General features: G+C 39.5%; 17 protein-coding genes. All 17 read right to left on the bottom strand.

The window, feature by feature from the left end; genetic code table 11:
• Positions 1–15 precede the first annotated feature (15 nt).
• The 17 genes from A2536_00250 to A2536_00170 all read right to left on the bottom strand — a co-directional run bounded on the left by A2536_00250 (position 16) and on the right by A2536_00170 (position 16,943).
• Entirely contained in the window at positions 16–2,943 is a 2,928-nt protein-coding gene (locus tag A2536_00250) for a hypothetical protein (protein ID OGF47870.1), read from the bottom strand.
• Between the two features lie 182 nt (positions 2,944–3,125).
• Positions 3,126–3,281, bottom strand: coding sequence for a DUF1328 domain-containing protein (locus tag A2536_00245; GenBank protein OGF47869.1), 156 nt, complete (start codon positions 3,279–3,281; stop codon positions 3,126–3,128).
• Positions 3,282–3,316: 35 nt separating this feature from the next.
• Entirely contained in the window at positions 3,317–3,778 is a 462-nt protein-coding gene (locus tag A2536_00240; GenBank protein ID OGF47868.1) for a hypothetical protein, read from the bottom strand.
• A gap of 730 nt (positions 3,779–4,508) precedes the next feature.
• Positions 4,509–4,868, bottom strand: coding sequence for a hypothetical protein (locus A2536_00235; protein ID OGF47867.1), 360 nt, complete (start codon positions 4,866–4,868; stop codon positions 4,509–4,511).
• 69 nt (positions 4,869–4,937) lie between these two features.
• On the bottom strand, positions 4,938–5,624 hold the full coding sequence (locus A2536_00230; GenBank protein ID OGF47866.1) for a hypothetical protein: 687 nt from the start codon (positions 5,622–5,624) through the stop codon (positions 4,938–4,940).
• A gap of 312 nt (positions 5,625–5,936) precedes the next feature.
• Complete coding sequence (locus A2536_00225) at positions 5,937–6,524, bottom strand: polyketide cyclase (protein ID OGF47865.1); 588 nt, start codon at positions 6,522–6,524, stop codon at positions 5,937–5,939.
• Between the two features lie 13 nt (positions 6,525–6,537).
• Complete coding sequence (locus tag A2536_00220) at positions 6,538–6,915, bottom strand: hypothetical protein (protein OGF47864.1); 378 nt, start codon at positions 6,913–6,915, stop codon at positions 6,538–6,540.
• 108 nt (positions 6,916–7,023) lie between these two features.
• Positions 7,024–7,215 carry a hypothetical protein gene (locus tag A2536_00215; protein OGF47863.1) on the bottom strand — a complete coding sequence of 64 codons (192 nt, stop codon included), beginning with the start codon at positions 7,213–7,215 and terminating at the stop codon, positions 7,024–7,026.
• Positions 7,216–7,320: 105 nt separating this feature from the next.
• Positions 7,321–7,686 (bottom strand): hypothetical protein, encoded by a 366-nt coding sequence (locus tag A2536_00210; GenBank protein OGF47862.1) that lies wholly within the window; start codon positions 7,684–7,686, stop codon positions 7,321–7,323.
• Positions 7,687–7,854: 168 nt separating this feature from the next.
• Positions 7,855–8,589, bottom strand: a complete 735-nt coding sequence (locus tag A2536_00205) for a hypothetical protein (protein OGF47861.1) — start codon at positions 8,587–8,589, stop codon at positions 7,855–7,857.
• Positions 8,590–8,717: 128 nt separating this feature from the next.
• Positions 8,718–9,383, bottom strand: a complete 666-nt coding sequence (locus A2536_00200) for a hypothetical protein (protein OGF47860.1) — start codon at positions 9,381–9,383, stop codon at positions 8,718–8,720.
• Positions 9,384–9,395: 12 nt separating this feature from the next.
• Positions 9,396–10,049, bottom strand: a complete 654-nt coding sequence (locus A2536_00195; GenBank protein OGF47859.1) for a 2-C-methyl-D-erythritol 4-phosphate cytidylyltransferase — start codon at positions 10,047–10,049, stop codon at positions 9,396–9,398.
• Between the two features lie 178 nt (positions 10,050–10,227).
• Positions 10,228–11,205 (bottom strand): hypothetical protein, encoded by a 978-nt coding sequence (locus A2536_00190; GenBank protein OGF47858.1) that lies wholly within the window; start codon positions 11,203–11,205, stop codon positions 10,228–10,230.
• Between the two features lie 79 nt (positions 11,206–11,284).
• Entirely contained in the window at positions 11,285–11,980 is a 696-nt protein-coding gene (locus A2536_00185; protein ID OGF47857.1) for a histidine kinase, read from the bottom strand.
• Entirely contained in the window at positions 11,977–14,445 is a 2,469-nt protein-coding gene (locus tag A2536_00180) for a DNA gyrase subunit B (GenBank protein ID OGF47891.1), read from the bottom strand. The genes A2536_00185 and A2536_00180 overlap by 4 nt, the downstream gene beginning before the upstream one ends.
• 154 nt (positions 14,446–14,599) lie before the next feature.
• On the bottom strand, positions 14,600–15,799 hold the full coding sequence (locus A2536_00175) for a hypothetical protein (protein ID OGF47856.1): 1,200 nt from the start codon (positions 15,797–15,799) through the stop codon (positions 14,600–14,602).
• A gap of 238 nt (positions 15,800–16,037) precedes the next feature.
• Entirely contained in the window at positions 16,038–16,943 is a 906-nt protein-coding gene (locus A2536_00170) for a hypothetical protein (protein ID OGF47855.1), read from the bottom strand.
• Positions 16,944–17,472: the final 529 nt, after the last annotated feature.

The following is a 17,472-nucleotide window of genomic DNA, read 5'->3' as shown; positions in this document are numbered from 1 at the left end:
TATTTTATTAAACTATCAGCGTGTAACCGCAAATTTACGTTTAGAGTATTTTTTTATACCTCCATCATCATAGGTCATGCTCACTATGTGAAAATAGATCCCGGGCGCAAGATTGCTGACATTGAGGGTGGAACCCTGTGAGCCCAGCGATTTGATTTCTTCCAGCGAGGACACCATATTCCCGACCTCATTGTAAATCTTGATTTTTACTGTTCCGGAGCCTGTCATGTAATAGGCAATTCCGGCAGTGCTCCCGGTAACCGGCGATGGAAATATAAAAGGTTCAAAGTCGCCGCTGGAGCTTATCGCAGGCGTGACAAAGAATGTAAAGCGATCTGCCGTCACAGCCGGAGATGACCCTACCGTATTCGTAGTCACAACATCCACTATTCCCGCAGCATGCGCAGGCGTCTTCGCCGTAATCTTCGTATCAGAAATTACTACATAACTCGCAGCGTTCACGCTGCCGAACTTAACGCCGGTCGCGAAAGCTACATTGGAAAAACCGGAGCCGGTAATGGTAACTGTTGTGTTTCCGGCAATGGGCCCGACATTTGGATTTATACCGGTGATTGCCGGTGCCGCTAAAGTAGCGGGTGAGGTGGCTGAGATCTTCATAACAAAGCCGTCATATGTTCCTTTATTTGCTTCGTAAAAAGGAATAGCAGTAGGAAAGTCGGTGGAAGTAGTCCAGCCCGAAACATAAATATTATTTTCGGCATCCAGTCCAATCCCTCTTCCTTCCTGATCCGAGACTCCTCCTATATAACTATTTAAAATACGGGTACTGCCATCAGGACCAATTACTGTCACAAAAGCTTTTGCCACCGCGCCATACACACTGTCTAAGGGTGTATTAATTGACGCAGGAGAGATAGAGACGAAATCATCAGACGCTGTTCTGCCGGTCACATACGCATTACCGAAAGAATCCACCGCAAGCGCATTTACATGATCCCAGGCTTTTCCGCCTAAAAAGGTGCAATACACGCCGTCCAAAGATCCGGCGGCATCTAACTTCATCTTCATGATAAAGCAATCAAAGGGACCGCCCGCTATAGTCGTTTGTCCGACCTTAGGCATATCTATGGTCACTTCAGGAAAATTATCGGAATCATTATCGCCTGCAACATATACATTGCCGACGCTGTCTACCTTTATTGCAAATCCCATCGCCATTCCGCTGCCGCCCAAATATGTGGAATAGAGCAAAGTGGCACCGTTTGTGCTGATCTTAGATACAAATGCATCCGGAGCTCCGCTGATTGTCGTCTTATATGCTATTCCCACATACGGAAACTCTGTGCCTAAAGGATATATAGGAAAACCGGCTACTGTTTTGCCGGTCACGTAGATATTATTGCTACTGTCTAAAGCAATTGCATTGCCGTGTGTTCCGCCGAGGCTGGGATCAAACGCTTCTCCCGTACCGCCTCCTCCAATTGTAGTTCCTCCGAGATAGGTAAAGAACTGTACTGTACCTGCGGAGTTGAATTTCGCCACAAAGGCATTTTCGTGCGTATCACCAACTCCGGCGGCGTTATCTCCTTGAAAACCGCCCGTTACCGGAAGTGTCGTATTATTAGAGGTTGTTCCTCCGGTCACATACGCATTATTTGTGCTGTCTACCGCGACGCCAAAAGCAAACTCTTCACCTGCCCCGCCTATAAACATCGAGTACACAAGAGAATTTCCGCTCGCTGCAATAGCCGTAAGAAACGCGTCTGTACCGCCGTTATTAACAGCCTGGTAAGACGCAGCACTCGGGATGACTGTAGTAGGAAACGCCGCGCCCGCTGAAGTCGTAGCGCCGCAGATATAAATAATCCCGGTTCCGCTTACTGTAATGGATCTGCCAACATCCACTCCGCCGCCGCCTAAATAGGTGCCCCACTCAACAGCTCCGGCCGGATTAATTTTTAACACAAAGGCATCATAAGCCCCGCCTTTATTAAAGTTTTGATAATGCCCGGCAGTTCCGGGAAAACCGGTACCGGCCGTTTCTCCGGTTAAATACACATTGCCCAGAGTGTCCACATACATGGAGTTCACCCTGTCTGCAACGGTCGTACCCAGATAAGTCGAGTACGCGAGAGTCGGATCGATCACCAGTTCTTTTTTCTTATCATACGCGGCCACTTCAAAACTGACTTGTTCATTGCCTGACAGAACAAAACGCCCGGCAACAATATCTCTTTTACTGCCTGTCTTTTGGTAGAGTGTCGGTGCATTAAAAGCCAGCCTGCCCTCTTGTAAATTTAGGACCAAATTTCCCTTTTGATCCAGCTCGAGATTTTTGGCTCCCTTAAAGATCATTTTAATAAGTCCGGGATTTGCTCCCGGCGCTACTACAAAATCATATTCTAACTGCCCGTTATTCCCGTAATAGACCATATTTATTCCCGGATAGATCTGCTTTATCTCCACTTTGGAATACTGTTCGATTTTGGTTTGCCATTTCTTCGGATCATTACCGGTCATATAGCTGCTTTGACTTGACAGGAGATCCATCCCTTGAAACACCGGATCGATATTGGCATCTTTAAGTTTCATTCGCACTACATCAAGTCCTTCTGCTTTTGAACCTGCCGCCGTTTTTAACGCCAGCACAGCTTCTGTAGAAGTTAAAAACAGGGTATACCCTTTGCCCCTAGCGAGAAATTTTACTGACGCATCGGTTTGCCCATGGTTAGATTCAAAACACAACGGTAGCTTACCATAGGCTTCTTCCGCCTTGGACTTTTTTCCCGCTTCCATTTTCTTATCCTGCCCTGATTCTTTCAGAGCTGCGGCCTTTGATGGGATACTTACTCCCGCCGTAAGGAAACTTATTCCAGTGAAACATACTATCAGATTCGTCAACAGAATCAGGCAGATGAACTTTGAAACAGATTTCATATGCCCCCTTTTATTCCATCTAGCATTCATACCTTTCCTCTTCATAAATTCCTCCTACTAAATTGAATTCTCTAATTAACTATATACTTATGCGCCGAGACAATGTAGGGGCCTCTTACTGTTTAAATTGACTTTTATCCCTTTTTCCCGTCAGCGGGATGTTCTTAAAAGAATAGTAGCTAGCCATAACAACACCAATTTCTTCTTCATTTTTTCACCCTCCAAAACTATTTAAAACCGAAAAAAATAAAAACCACAAACAGGATAATGAAAATAAAAAACAGTATTTTTGCCGCCATAAAGGCAGCTCCTGCTATAGTCGTAAAGCCAAATACCGCCGATACAAGCGCGATTGCGAGGAAAAATAAAGCCCAGTAAAGCATATTCTCTCCTTTTCTATGAAACAATTTAACTTTTTCTACAAGAAAAAATATCTGACGCCTACAGAGCCGGAAAGAAATAATCCGCTATCCGGGTTAAATCTTAAAATTGGAGACAGTTCAAAGAAAACATCAAAATTATTTTCCTTGAAAATATAGGACAATCCGAAAGTACCCCTGATTCCAAAATTAGCGTTCGCATTCTGGTAGGTATTTATTATTCCGCCAAAACCGTAATAAAGCGGCAATCTTCCTTCGCTCACTTTAAAAACATTAAAATCATGCCACAAATAATCCAGATGCACTCTGGTAAAAGATCCAAAACCTATCCCGGCGCTGAGCGCGTTATTATCGGCCAGCCAAAGTTTTGCTATAACGCCCGGATAATCTCCAAACTCCAATCCCAGACCAAAATTCCTGTTACCCATCTGTGTTTGTCCAAACATATTCATTTGAAGCGCGCATACAAAAAATACCGCCAAAAAAAATACTTTTTTCATTTTATTTCTCCTTTTTAAAAAAGATTCCACTGATTGCAAAATTTTAGGATTTCACTGATACAAAATTCTTTTCTTTCTTCTCTTCACCAGGTTTTGCACTTCACTTTCTGTTTCCGCCCAGGTGTCCTCCTGAGGCGGATTAAAAGATTTCAGAAAGTATAACTGTCTGATATTTAGACTTTCCTCAACTCCCCTTCCCTTGCTTTTCTTGCTTTTTTTCTTCCCCTGCTTCCCTTGCTGCTTTTCCTATATTTTCTTCCATTTAATTATTCTTACTAAAATAACTATAACTGCTATCACAAGCAGAATATGTACAAATCCTCCCAACGTATAATTGCTTACATATCCGAGAACCCAGAGAATTAAAAGAACAATGGCAACTGTTTCCAGCATTTAAAGCCTCCTTTCCAGCACCCAGAGAACCAGGAGTATAACTACAGTTGTTGTCAACATTTCAATCCTCCTTTTTAGTTCTTTCCCGCATTTTTAATACTTCAACTTAAAGGATCTCTTTCATTTCTTTTTGAATAACGAAACCGCTTTACTATATTTATTCCTGATGTCAGTCCAGAGATGCGCCGCGCCTTTTCTTATCACTTCCCGGAGTTCATCTACCCGTGATTTTAGCTTTTCTATTTTCCGAGCATCTTTTATTTCATGTTCTTTACTTTTGATCCCCATACTGCCTCCTGTTCTTCTCTTGCAGCCAGGCTGCAATCAAAAAACAACTTTACTTGTGTCCGCCTTTATGCTTGTTTTCCTGTTTTATTCCTAAGTTTTTCTCTTTTTTTTCTTCACGGTTCTGTTCATTTTCGAACCTTCGACCGTCATCTCTGTCATTATGGGACGCTCTCTCCCATTTTATTTTCCCCCAAAAGGAACTTTCCCGTCTTTCATCTTCCCATCTGTCGTTATACCAGCGCCGGTAAACAAACTGGTCTCCATAAGAAAACCTGTAAACCCAGTGATCCTCAAGCCAGAACCTTTCATCATAATCAGAAACTACAACCACGGTGTGATAGCCGGTTAAACATCCCGAAAAAAGGATCAAGACCGATAGCGCCGAAAAAAAGAATAGAATTTTTTTCATATATTTTCCTTTTTAATTTCATATTACATCGGCGGTCTATCCTTTTTACATGATAGGCCGCCGGCACTTTTACAGGTCGAAACCTATTCCTACATTCACGCTTACTTTTGTGTATAAAATAGCCACGTCGGTTGAAAGCGGATTAAGCGCAACTTTATATGTGCCCGAATAAGAGGTAAACATAATATCCGCAAATATTGTATTAACTAATTTTACTCCGGCTCCTATACCCCAATACATCCCTCCCGTTAAAGTAGTCACAAAAGGCGCGGGCGCTAAATATTGAGCATTTCCTGTATAAGAAACATTGTATCCTAAGTCTACTTTTGCATAGGGAGCAAGACCTACAATACTTCCGATCGGAAAAAGAGATACCGTGGCATATACCGGTAAAAAACTAAATTCAGCAGTTGTGTTATGAAGGGTCCTGTTCATATTATATGTAGCTCCAAGCCCTACGCTTAACTTATCAGAAAGGGGATGTTGTATTTCAAGCAGAACGGAAGAACCGAGATCAACGCCTAGAGATTGCGCGCCAACAAGAGGAAAGGCGGAAACCGAAAGAGTAGACGGATAATTTTGAAAACCATTATTATCCAATCCGTATTTTATTATTATCTTGTCCGCATTTTTTGGCTGCTCTTCCGAAAAAACTACGCTTAAAAGACCTACCGCCAATATTGCCCCCACAACCAACACATTTTTTCTCATACTTCTCCTTTTACTTTTGGATCTGTCAAAACATTTATTCTTCATAATATTTCTCCTTTGAAACTAGATTCTTTAGTAACTATATACTTAACCGGTCGGACATAGTAGAGGCTGATTACCTGCTAAATTGACTTTTTCCCCTTTTAAAAACTTTTGATTTTGCATTCACATATGCGCAGATTTCTTAACTTCCATATAATATAGTAAGTTAAACAACACCGGGGAGCAGGTAATAGCAGGAGAAGCAAAGACAGTAAGTGAAAGAATCTTGTAGTTTTTGAAAGGTAATATTTTTGGCTCTTTGTTTAAAAACAACAACCCGGAGAGCAATCCCTGCAGCTGTAATATATTTAAAGTCTATTTCGCCAGTCCAATCTGCTGCATATAGCTCGCGCTATCCCAATACAGCCACTCTTCTATCATTACACCATTTTTCCAATGCCCGATGGTGCACATTGAAATAGAAAACTTTTTACCGGTAGGTTCAATGAATTTACCGTTTCCTACAGGCAAAGGCTTGGTAAACGCGCCCGTCATAACACCGGTAACGCAGGTAAATTCGCCGGAGCCGAATTTTACCGGGTGCACTTTTATTTTAGTATCGGGAGAATAAACAAACATTTCCTTTAGGTCGCTTATGTGTCTTTCGATGCCGTTTGTATGATGACCGGTGGGCCAATTTACTATCACATCTTTTGAATGACTCTCGTGAAGCCTGACCCATTCCTGATTGCTGAAAACGACAAAATCAAAAGTATCAAAAGTTTTTAGATTTTCTTTGACTATTTTTTCGTTGTCCAAATATTTTTTTAATTTATCTTCCATTTCCCTTATTTTCACCTGCATTTCAGTGGAATAACCGCTCCTTGGCGCGCAGGCAGACAAGAGCATAATACAAAAAATGAATACCGTAATTATCCCGGTGTAACAATTTGACTTTATCATGATTATTTCTCCGTTATATTTTTGCTGCTACTGTTTCTTCTATCCTCGATATTACATCCAGCGGGTTAAAAGGCTTTTTTATGAACCTATGCACGCCAAAAGAATTCTCCAGCCAAACATCCACTTCGTCATTATAGTGTCCCGTCATTATTATTACAGGAATATTACTTATATCTTTATAATGTTTAAGCATCATGACAAGTTGAAAACCGTTTAGACCGTCCATTTTTAAATCCATGAGAATTACATCGGGCTTTTCTTTTCTGACGATCTTTACGACATCTGCGCTGTTGTCAGAAGAGATAACATCGTAACCGCTCATTTTTATCATCTCAACGAGTTCTTCAAGAAAACTTGTATCGTCATCTACTATCATCACTTTTTTAGGCATATTTATCCTTTAAAAACCATCTCCTGTCTGTTCAGCAACCAAAAACAGAAATATTAATACTTGAATATATTTTACAATATTTCGCCGACAGGAAAAGAATATTTTTTCCTACTTATTTCCTGCTACTTCAATTTCCGCTTCATACCAATGAAGCCGGTCATTTCCATTGATCCTTCCGCTGTTCTCAAACTTATAATACGCCTTCCTTCTTATTTCTTCATTTATTCCGTCTTTCTGCATCTCCGGCTTCTTTATTGAATTTTTTACCAAAACCGGCTTACCTGCTTTTTTTATTATCATATTATCCTCCTGTTTTAAATTATGTATTATTATTACAAATATTCATTATTTTATTAAGGAGGTTATGCCTGTTTGAGTTGATTTTTATCCGATTAAAGGATTGACCTATTTGCAGGCTTCGGATACGGAAGCTATGAACTTTTCTATGCTAAAAGGCTTACTCAGGGCGCAAATAATATTTCCGGAAAATTCTTTTTCTTCTTTTATTTTTTCAATAAAGGGGTTACCGCTTATGAATATTACTTTTACTTCAGGGGCAATTTTTTTTAATTCTATTAATGTCTCTCTGCCGTTCATTTTTTCCATTTTATAGTCAAGAACTATAAGATCAAAATGCTGCTTGCCTGCTTCCTTTACTGCTTCTTCCCCGTTGCTAACCGAACAAACCAGGTAACCTTCACCTTTAAGAAGTTCTGCAAGCCCTTCATTTAATTCTACATCATCGTCCGCGATCAAAATATATTTTTTCACCCGGCGCTCCTCTATATTGGAAAACTTACGATCTTTGTTCTACTTTTTCCCGCTGCATCCAATACTGAGTATTATTGCATGAGCCCCCGGTGAAAAGCGATTTCACTGATTACAAAACTATCGGATTCCACTGATACAAGATATGTTTTCAATTGAAATTTATTAAAACTAGCGTTTCTTTTTTTTGCCTTTATTTTTGCTTTTACGGTATTCAGCCGGGGTGGTGCCGGTACTTTTCTTAAACGGTCGTATCAATGATTCACAATTCTCATATCCTACTTTGTAAGATATCTGATCAACGCTGTAACCCGTGTTTTTAAGCATTTCTTTTGCCTCATCAATCCTCAACTGCTGCCTGTGTTCGCTAAAACCCACGCCTGTTATCTTCTTGTACTCCATACTTAAATATTTTGCGGTCAGGGCTACTACTTTTGCCGCATCTTTAAGATCGGTCTTCTTTCTGAAGTTTTTTTCAAGAAACTTTTTTGCCTTGTTTATCTTACCTTTGGTATCCAGCGACTCATCTTCCGGCTCTTTTTTTATCTTAGCAAGAAGCGTTTCTATAACATCTCTGGACTTTTCTATATCAAACGGCTTTTCAATAAGGTTGTCGGCACTATTTCTCAGCGACTCAAGAACTACTTCCTTTGAAGCATATCCCGTAAATATTATCACAGGAACTTCAGGAGCGTTTTTCTTTATTTTCCTTAAGACCTCAAGCCCGTTTATCCCCGGCATTTTTACGTCAAGAATTACCAGGTCTATTTCGTTCGGTTTAGAAATAATATTTAAAGCCTGCTCTCCGTTTTTAGCATCTAAAAACTCATATTCGGAAAAGCATTCTTTAAATTCCTTCTTCAATATCTCATCATCATCTATTAAAAGTATTTTATCTTTTTTCATATACTCTCTGCGGTAATTATATCATTTAAAGGCAGGAAGGGTACTGGTCTAATTCCCAGAACAATTGACTTTTATCCTCTTTCACAATATTGCAAAATCAGAAATTATCAAGTATCCAATTGAGGTTTTCACTCTTTTTCTTCAACAAGCACCGCGGATACATTACCTGTTGGTTTTGCCATGATATAAAGACCGTCAGAGAGCCGGAACCAGTAATCCCCGGTCCAAAATATTGAAAGCCAGCCGGCAAGGCCTATTCTTAACTTTGCAGTTTCTATCTTCTTTCCGTTTACTTCTATGGTCTCAACCTTGTCTTTTGACGCCGCGAGAACTCCGGAACTTTCCGGGTTGTCAGGCCTAAGCCCCCAAAACTCAATACTTTTTTCTTTTGTCTCCGAAATTGCGAATTTCATAAGCCCGAGCTGGAATATCTGATGCCACGGCCGGTTGTCTATATATATTTCCTTTTTGTTGTTCTCTTTTCCGCTAAAAGTTCCCGTAAGTATTATTATATTCCCTTCACGTACGGCAATTACATCAATACTTTTCTTAGGATTCTTTAATTTCCATTCAACAGTTTCAAAATCCTTATTTAATTTTGCTTCCATAACCGAATCTTTTTCTTCTTCCTTATTTACGGTACTCTTTAAATAATAGCCGCTCTCGATCTTATTTATATTTACAAAATTCTTATACTCCGTTCCTTTTTCATTAATATTAAAAATATATTCTTTGGAAGAAAGACAGGTTGATAAGATAGGAAGGAGCAGAAGCAGAGACATCAATGCTTTCATTTTAACTCCGTTTTATGCAAGATCCTCTATAGTCGTAATTTTGATATTATTTTCATCGCCTTTTACAAGCGCCGTTTTAACCCCGGCTGATTCCATGAGCATAGCATCATCCGTAATCGGTGTTTTTTTGAGGAGAGCTTTCAAATTGGACTTCATAAGAAGAGTAAAATCAAACCCCTGGGGAGTCTGCGCAAGAAAAAGTTCATTCCGGTTGAGTGTTTTTTCAACAAAGGTTCCGTTTTTAGAATATTTAACCGTGTCTTTTACGGGTATTACAGGGATCGCCGCGCGGTATTTTACTGACGCCTTTATTACCCGGCTTACCAGTTCTTTTGAAACAAACGGCCGAGCGGCATCATGAATAAGAACAATTCCCTTTTTATTTTCGAGAGCATTTAACCCGTTTAATACGGAATCTTTTCTCTCCTTACCGCCATAAGTATATTTTACGCCGAAAAATATATATTTATTTAACAATGATCTGAACATTGTTTCATCTTTTTCTCTGATGACAACAAGGACCTCTTTGATCATATTCAATGATAAAAATGTTTTTATAGAATAATAAAGCGCAGGTTTCCCTTTAATATTTAAATAAGGTTTATTCACTTTACCGCCCAGCCGCTTGCTGCTGCCGGCAGCGACGATGATCACTGAGATTGTCATGCATTCTCCCCTTGCCTGCTAAAGCATTTACAATTGACGATTCACGATTGACAATTGTATGTGGTATTATTTTTTGAAAATACAATTTGTTGCTTATTCATTTTTTTAAATATTACGGAAGCTATTTTCCGTATACCTAAAATCGTCATTCGTCATTCGTAAATTGTCAATATCTCTTCTAGTCTTCCCTTTTCTTTGCAAATATCATTCTTCCGGCGGAGGTTTGAATAGCACTGGTTATCATTACATCTATCTCTTTGTTTATGGCATTCTTCGCGCCGTCCACTACTATCATCGTGCCGTCTTCAAGATAGGCTATTCCCTGGTTGTTTTCTTTGCCTTCCTTTATTATCTTTACTCTCATGTACTCACCGGGAATTACCTGCGGCTTTAAGCCGTTCGAAAGGTCATTAATATTCAGAACTTTTATTTTTTCCACAGAGGCGACTTTATTTAAATTAAAATCATTGGTTACAACCTTCCCTCCTGTTTTTTTCGCCAGCTTTAACAATTTCTCATCCACATTACGAAGCTCCGGGAAATCCTCCTCGGTAATCCTGATAAATGGAGAGGCTTTTTGCATTCTTGTGACTATATCCAACCCGCGGCGGCCCCTGTTTCTTTTTAACGTATCCGGAGAATCCGCGATCATCTGGAGTTCCAGCACTACAAACTTGGGAATAATTATATCGCCGTCCATAAACCCGAGCTCTATGATATCCGCGACTCTGCCGTCTATGATAACGCTGGTATCAAGTATCTTGGAATACGCGGATTTTTCCTTTCCGCCGACAAAAGAGCGGAAACCGAGAAGCTCATCTTTTTTCTTAAGCGCCATAACCATGCCAAAATAAATACAGATAATATAGATAATTAAGGGAATATAAGCGTTTTTGGGCTGCTGGAGAGCCGGGATCTGGGCAAAACCATGGGCAAATAAAGCCGCAACCACAAGGCCTAGTATCAGTCCGATTAGGAGCGCAGACAGGTCTTTTACGGATATTTTACCGGAAAAAATATCCAACAAAACTACTGCAATGCCGGAAAATACTCCGACAATCGTTCCTTTGTATTGCGGCACGTTAAAACCGTCAGCAATCAAAAATCCCACCAAACTACTGACACAAATGAATACAATCCTGAAAACTATTACCATATGAGGCCTCCCTTAAAAACAAATTCGAAGCTCTATCCGCCCTAATAATTGGCGGACGAAACAAATCTTTGCTTTATTTTTAGAAATCTGACGCTAAAATTATTGCTTCGGCTACATCTTTCATGCTTTTTCTGGAATCCATGCTCCTTCTTTGAATCTTTTTATAGGCATCTTCTTCGGACATCCCCAGTTTTTTAATGAGCAATGATTTTGCCTTTTCCACTAATTTTCTTTCTGCCAGCTCTTCTTCGATTATTTTAGTTTTCACCATCAACTCCGCGTTTTCAATGGCAATAGCGGCCTGGCTTGCGACACTCGTTAAAATATCAATTTCTTTCTGGGAAAATTCATGAGGCTTGCTTGTATAGAGATTAAAGACCCCGATAATTTTTCCTTTCACGAGCATGGGAACAGCTAAGAGCGATACAAGCCCTTCTTTTTTTGCAACATCCCTGTTAAGATAATTCGGGTTAGTTCTTACATCCGAGATAACCATCGGTATTTTATCAATTGCGACACGGCCGGCAATACCTTCCCCTAGTTTAATATTCGGCTTTCTATTGTAGGCATCAGAAATGGATTGAGTAGCGCGGATCACCAATTCTTTTTTATTTTCATCCAGCAGCAGGAGAGAGCAGATCTTTGAATTCATAACCTCTGCGGTGACAGTAACGATAAGGCGGAGAATATCTTCAAGATAAAGATTTGACGTAATTGCCCTGCTGATCTCGCTGACTGCTTTAAGATGTTTATCAACTTTGGAAACTTTACTCATATATCAATATTCTTCGCTTCCAGCGCATTTTCCTGTATGAACTGTCTTCTCGGCTCCACCTGGTCGCCCATAAGAATTGTAAATATTCTTTCGGCTTCCACCTCGTCTTCGAGTTTTACCTGCAGAACCGTGCGGGTTTCCGGATTCATCGTTGTATTCCAGAGCTGCTCTGGGTTCATTTCTCCAAGACCTTTATACCTCTGTATTTCCAGCCCTTTCTTTGCGATAACCCGGACATTCTTTAATATCTCCAGAGCGCTATGCACCATCGTTTCGTTTTCCCCTTCGATTATCATATAGAGGGGTTTCATTTCTTTTTTCTTTTTGTCAAACTCTTCTTCGTCAAGCAGTACATCTTTTTTCTCAAGAAGCTTTATTTTTTCCATAAGGACGCCTATTTCTTCTATTTCGGAAATGTTTACTATTATTTCTTCCTCGTCTTTTTCTATGGTCTTCCCTTTTTTTCCGTCTGCCTTCTGTTTTTTCCTGAGGGATTTAAGGATAGTGTTTTTTTCGGATTCCGAATCGGCATATTTCACCTCACCGAAGACCTGCACTTTGAACATAGGGAGCTTTCTTTTGCCTATAAAAGAAAGAAGCTCGGCTACAGTAATATCTTTTTTCTCGATAGACTTGATATACTCTTCTATCTCCAGAAGCGAAGTAAGAATCTCCCTGTAACGATGCTCATTAAAGAGAATGTCTTCCTTGCCGTTTTTAAGCTTTGTAAGGCGCGTATTTCTGCAGGCCTCATCTATCAGGAACTTTTCCATCTCTATTTCTGTAACAAAATATTTTTCCAGCTTTCCTTTTTTAATTTTGTAAAGCGGCGGTTGGGCTATGTAGATATTCCCGTTTTCGATAAGTTTTCTCATCTGCCTGTAGAAGAAAGTAAGAAGAAGGGTCCTGATGTGCGAACCATCCTCGTCGGCGTCGGTCATGATCACTATCTTGTGGTAACGCAGTTTTTCAAGATCAAAATCCTGCTCGCCTACTCCGGTGCCTATTGCGGTAATAATAGTCCTGATCTCTTCGTTGCCGAATATCTTATCAAGACGGGCTTTTTGAACATTTAATATTTTACCGCGAAGGGGAAGTATAGCCTGGAATTGCCTGCTCCTGCCCTGCTTCGCGGAACCGCCTGCGGAATCACCTTCGACTATATATAACTCGCATTTTGCAGCGTCTCTTTCCGAGCAGTCAGCAAGCTTTCCGGGGAGAGACCATCCTTCAAGGGCGCCTTTTCTCCTGGTCAGTTCTCTTGCTTTTCTTGCCGCTTCTCTGGCCTGGGAGGCGATACATGCTTTTTCCAGAATCTTTTTTCCGGCACTCGGATTTTCTTCAAAAAATGCGGAGAGATCTTCATTTACAATGGACTCAACAATTCCTTTTACCTCGGAGTTCCCGAGTTTCATCTTTGTCTGACCTTCAAACTGCGGCTCGGCTATTTTTACGGAGATAACGGCAGTTAAACCTTCCCGCATATCGTCGCCCAGAAGGGATTCGGAATCGGCTTTCAAGAGTCCTTTCTTTTTTGCGTAGTCATTCCCCACTCTGGTAAGTCCTGTTTTCAGTCCTATTAAGTGCGTACCGCCCTCGTGTGTATTAATGTTATTAACATACGTCAGAATATTTTCACTGTATCCGTCGTTCCACTGCAGGGCAATCTCAATAGCAATACCTGTTTTTTCTTTCGAGATGTAGATAGGTTTCGGATGCAGAGGTTCTTTATTTTTATTCATAGTGGTAACAAACTCAACAATACCGCCCGCGAATTCGAACTCATGATCTTTTCCGCTTCTCTCGTCTTTAATTTTTATATTGATCCCGCGGTTTAAAAACGCCAGCTCGCGGAGACGGCTTGATAGAACATCATAAGAGTAAACTTTAGTTTCAAATATTTTATCGTCCGCCATGAAAGTTACTTTGGTACCGCGTTTTCCGGTCTTTCCGACTTTCGCCACATCCTTTACCGGTTTACCGCGTTTGTACTCCTGTCTCCAAACTTCCCCATTTATGTAAACTTCCACTTCCAGCCATTCCGATAACGCGTTCACCACGGAAACCCCGACCCCGTGAAGACCGCCCGAGACCTTATATGAATCCTTATCGAATTTTCCGCCGGCATGAAGCACCGTCATAACGACTTCAAGCGCGCTTTTTTTCTTTTCTTTGTGCATTCCGACCGGAATTCCCCGCCCGTCATCAATTACGGTAACGGAGTTGTCTTTGTGGATGGTAACCGAGATATTCTTGCAATGCCCCGCCAGCGCTTCGTCTATCGAATTATCAACAACTTCATATACAAGGTGATGCAGCCCGTCAACGCTGGTCCCGCCGATGTACATAGCAGGCCGTCTTCTAACCGCTTCAAGACCTTCTAATATGGTTATGTTATCTGCGTTATAATCCCCTGTTCCGGGTTTAACCGCCTTAGCAGGTTTAACCGGTTTCTCTTTTTTCACTTTCTTAGCCACTTATGATTCCTCCTGATTCTTATGATATTATCAGTTAATTTATTAATTTTCCCATATAAAAATACGTATCATTATAGCATAAAAGGAGGTATTTTGTCACTTTCATATCATAGGAACGGGTTGGAAAATGAAAGGAAAATCTCTATTTAGGGTCAATATTGTCGAACATACGGCCGATAATTTCGAATTTATTATTTTTCCATTTATAAACCTTAGTCATGCCTGCATGTCCTAAATCTATTCCATATTTACGCAAATTAAGACCTCCGGCAGAAAGCATTAATTCGGTATTGATTATTTCTTGTACACCATCTTTATCTATATCCATGAAAAACACCCCTGAATGCCACCCGCCCAAACCTAAAACAAATTCCAAACTTTTGTTTTCGTTTATCTTCCAAAGTCCCCCATCCCAGCCAACATGTCCATGCTGAACAAGAAATGCAAAGCATGGAGTCCCTTTTCCAAGACTAATAGTTTTTAATTCTACCCTTTCGTTTTTTGCATCATACAAATAGGTGTTTTCCTCTTTTCCCTCTTCTTCCTCTTCTGCTTTATCTTTAATAGCTTTATTAATATCGGCAATTGTTACATCTGAAGTTATTTCTTTCAATCCCGGACCATTGGTAGGCCAATCAGGAAGATTGATCGTTATTGTATTTTCTTTAACCCACTGCTTTAAAATATTTACCCCTTCCGCTTTTTCTTTTTCTGTAGCTTTAACCGGAAAGTATCCCGAATCTGAATCCATTGTAAGCTCACCATTTTTATCGTATATTTTGTCGTTAAAAGGATTCCCGTTTTTATATGTTGAGATTGATCTTATTTTACCGTCTTTAAAATATGCTTTTACAACATCTAATTCATTCTTTGCATAATTTGCTTCCCGCTTAAGCTGTCCATTCTTATAATATTCCTTATCTGAACCGTCTCTTTTTCCGTCCGAGAAACTACTTTCATACTTAAGTGTTCCATTTTCATAATATGACTTCGAGAAACCATTAGACTCCCCGTTTTTATAATTCCACTCCCCGCTTACTTTTCCATCTTTATAGTATGCTTTAGATAGACCATCTTTCTTGTTATTTTTATAATTCCACTCTATATAGAGTTCCCCTGATTCATAATATTCTTTTACAATACCGTCAGGAATTTTTCCTGTTACTGTTGACTTCCAACTTTCGTCAATTATCTCTTTTGCAATTTCCTGATCGCCGTTGTAATAAGTAACTTCCCTTGTAAAACCTTTTTCATTTTTCTTTGTTGTTTTCTTAACAACTTCCGGAAAAACCGCACTGGAGGTTATACATAGTAATAAACTTGCTATTATTATTTTTTTCATTTTTAAGACAGCCCTCCACCGGTTAACTTGGCTGATATTAATATTGCGGCACGGTCGCTGATTTGAGACATTTGGATTCCCCTTTAAAAAACCCGAACCCATAGAGTTCGGGGCCAGCAAAGCATAACGCCTTACTGGGATGATGTTTAAGTATACCGCGGGAAGATAGACTTGTCAAGATGCCTTTAAACAATATCCTAGGAAGGCGCTGTGAAATGAAGGGGAAACCAAAAAATATCTATCTATCCTGATTCGGTATGTCTTTAAACATTTTTTCAACCCATTCGCGCTGATATTTATCGCCGTTTTTTAAAACTTCTCTGATTTCCGTTTTAAAGTATTTGTAAAATACCGCATCTGGAGACAGGCCACTTCCTGTCTTATCCGGTAACTGGGAGGAATCAGTATCATATATATATTTTTGTTCAGCAGGATTCCACTTATAAACATTTTGCCTTGTTGTTTTAAATACTTGGATTCTAAACGGCCGGTCTTTAAATGTGGATTCATAAAAACCAATCAAAGACGATATTTCAATATCATAAACAACTCGTATTTCTGCATCTGAATATGATATTTTTTCTGTGTACTTATCCGAAATTCGCGAAGTATTATTCTCTTTATCACTTGTAAAATCAAGCACTTTATTCGCTTTACCATTTTTGTATTGATAAAATGTGATAACACTTGTTTGCGTTCCTGTCCCGCCCCAATTACCGGTAATTGAAAAAACCGGGACATTGGTTTTTGACGGGTAAAAAGAAATCTCTGATAATTTATATTTACCATTGCCTACGATATAATCTTTTAGAATATATTTTGTATCTTTTTTTTCGAAAATTGCAAACACTTTTGTCCAACGCATAGGAACCTCTGCCATTTCAAAAACCAAGAGGCTTTTATCTTCCGAATAATGATTTTGGCAATAATTTTGATAATACCAGCTCTTCTCTCCGTCGCTTGAAAAAGTAATATTTCCAAATTTGGTATTTTTTATCCCCAGTTTATCCATAAACACGGATAACTTGAGCAGACTTTTATCTGCAAAAAATAAATTAACATCATCAAAATTCACCTCTTCACCTGCCTTATAGGAAGAAACAAATAAAACCATCAAAAGCAATAGTGAAAATACCCTTTTCATATTAAGCCACCTGTATGCGCTTTTTTGTATGGATGAAATGTTTACAAAAACTTTGCAGACCTTTTGTAATTCTATTTTTATTTGATTTGTCGGCTACAAGCAAATATTTTTCTTTTACCCATTTGACCAGGAGAACGCGCGCCATTCTTGGAGAAATTGACAATAAAGAGGCAACAAATGTATATGGTTATAATATTTACTTAAACCTTGGAATACTCTTTGGGTTTTATACCGTACTTTTCCATGGCTTCTTTTGCCCGATTATTTATCAATGCAATCTTTTCTTTGTCGGACAAGTGTTTTCTCTGCTCATAATGCTTAATTCTTATGTCATGAATTTCTTTCATTGATTTCGGTTCTTTATCAATCATATTCTTTTACCTCCAAAGGAGTTCTAATTTCTATTCCTTTATAGCCTTCCATTAAATTTACTCCAGAGTTATAATCAAAAGATGTGTATGAAGTAAAACAGCGACGTATCCTGTATAATAAGTTTTACGAGAACAAAATTATAAGGAGGAACGTCGCT

This window comes from Candidatus Firestonebacteria bacterium RIFOXYD2_FULL_39_29 (assembly GCA_001778375.1).
In the GTDB taxonomy this organism is placed as follows: domain Bacteria; phylum Oederibacteriota; class D2-FULL-39-29; order D2-FULL-39-29; family D2-FULL-39-29; genus D2-FULL-39-29.
This window is presented reverse-complemented; position numbering and strand designations above follow the sequence as displayed.

Bases quoted from the DNA above. Each gene is read 5' to 3' on its own strand.
- A2536_00205 (OGF47861.1), bottom strand. From the start codon at position 8,589: ATGAAAAAAGATAAAATACTTTTAATAGATGATGATGAGATATTGAAG.
- A2536_00240 (OGF47868.1), bottom strand. From the start codon at position 3,778: ATGAAAAAAGTATTTTTTTTGGCGGTATTTTTTGTATGCGCGCTTCAA.
- A2536_00230 (OGF47866.1), bottom strand. From the start codon at position 5,624: ATGAAGAATAAATGTTTTGACAGATCCAAAAGTAAAAGGAGAAGTATG.
- A2536_00245 (OGF47869.1), bottom strand. From the start codon at position 3,281: ATGCTTTACTGGGCTTTATTTTTCCTCGCAATCGCGCTTGTATCGGCG.
- A2536_00170 (OGF47855.1), bottom strand. From the start codon at position 16,943: ATGAAAAGGGTATTTTCACTATTGCTTTTGATGGTTTTATTTGTTTCT.
- A2536_00235 (OGF47867.1), bottom strand. From the start codon at position 4,868: ATGAAAAAAATTCTATTCTTTTTTTCGGCGCTATCGGTCTTGATCCTT.
- A2536_00250 (OGF47870.1), bottom strand. From the start codon at position 2,943: ATGAAGAGGAAAGGTATGAATGCTAGATGGAATAAAAGGGGGCATATG.
- A2536_00215 (OGF47863.1), bottom strand. From the start codon at position 7,215: ATGATAATAAAAAAAGCAGGTAAGCCGGTTTTGGTAAAAAATTCAATA.
- A2536_00175 (OGF47856.1), bottom strand. From the start codon at position 15,799: ATGAAAAAAATAATAATAGCAAGTTTATTACTATGTATAACCTCCAGT.
- A2536_00225 (OGF47865.1), bottom strand. From the start codon at position 6,524: ATGATAAAGTCAAATTGTTACACCGGGATAATTACGGTATTCATTTTT.
- A2536_00220 (OGF47864.1), bottom strand. From the start codon at position 6,915: ATGCCTAAAAAAGTGATGATAGTAGATGACGATACAAGTTTTCTTGAA.
- A2536_00195 (OGF47859.1), bottom strand. From the start codon at position 10,049: ATGACAATCTCAGTGATCATCGTCGCTGCCGGCAGCAGCAAGCGGCTG.
- A2536_00190 (OGF47858.1), bottom strand. From the start codon at position 11,205: ATGGTAATAGTTTTCAGGATTGTATTCATTTGTGTCAGTAGTTTGGTG.
- A2536_00185 (OGF47857.1), bottom strand. From the start codon at position 11,980: ATGAGTAAAGTTTCCAAAGTTGATAAACATCTTAAAGCAGTCAGCGAG.
- A2536_00200 (OGF47860.1), bottom strand. From the start codon at position 9,383: ATGAAAGCATTGATGTCTCTGCTTCTGCTCCTTCCTATCTTATCAACC.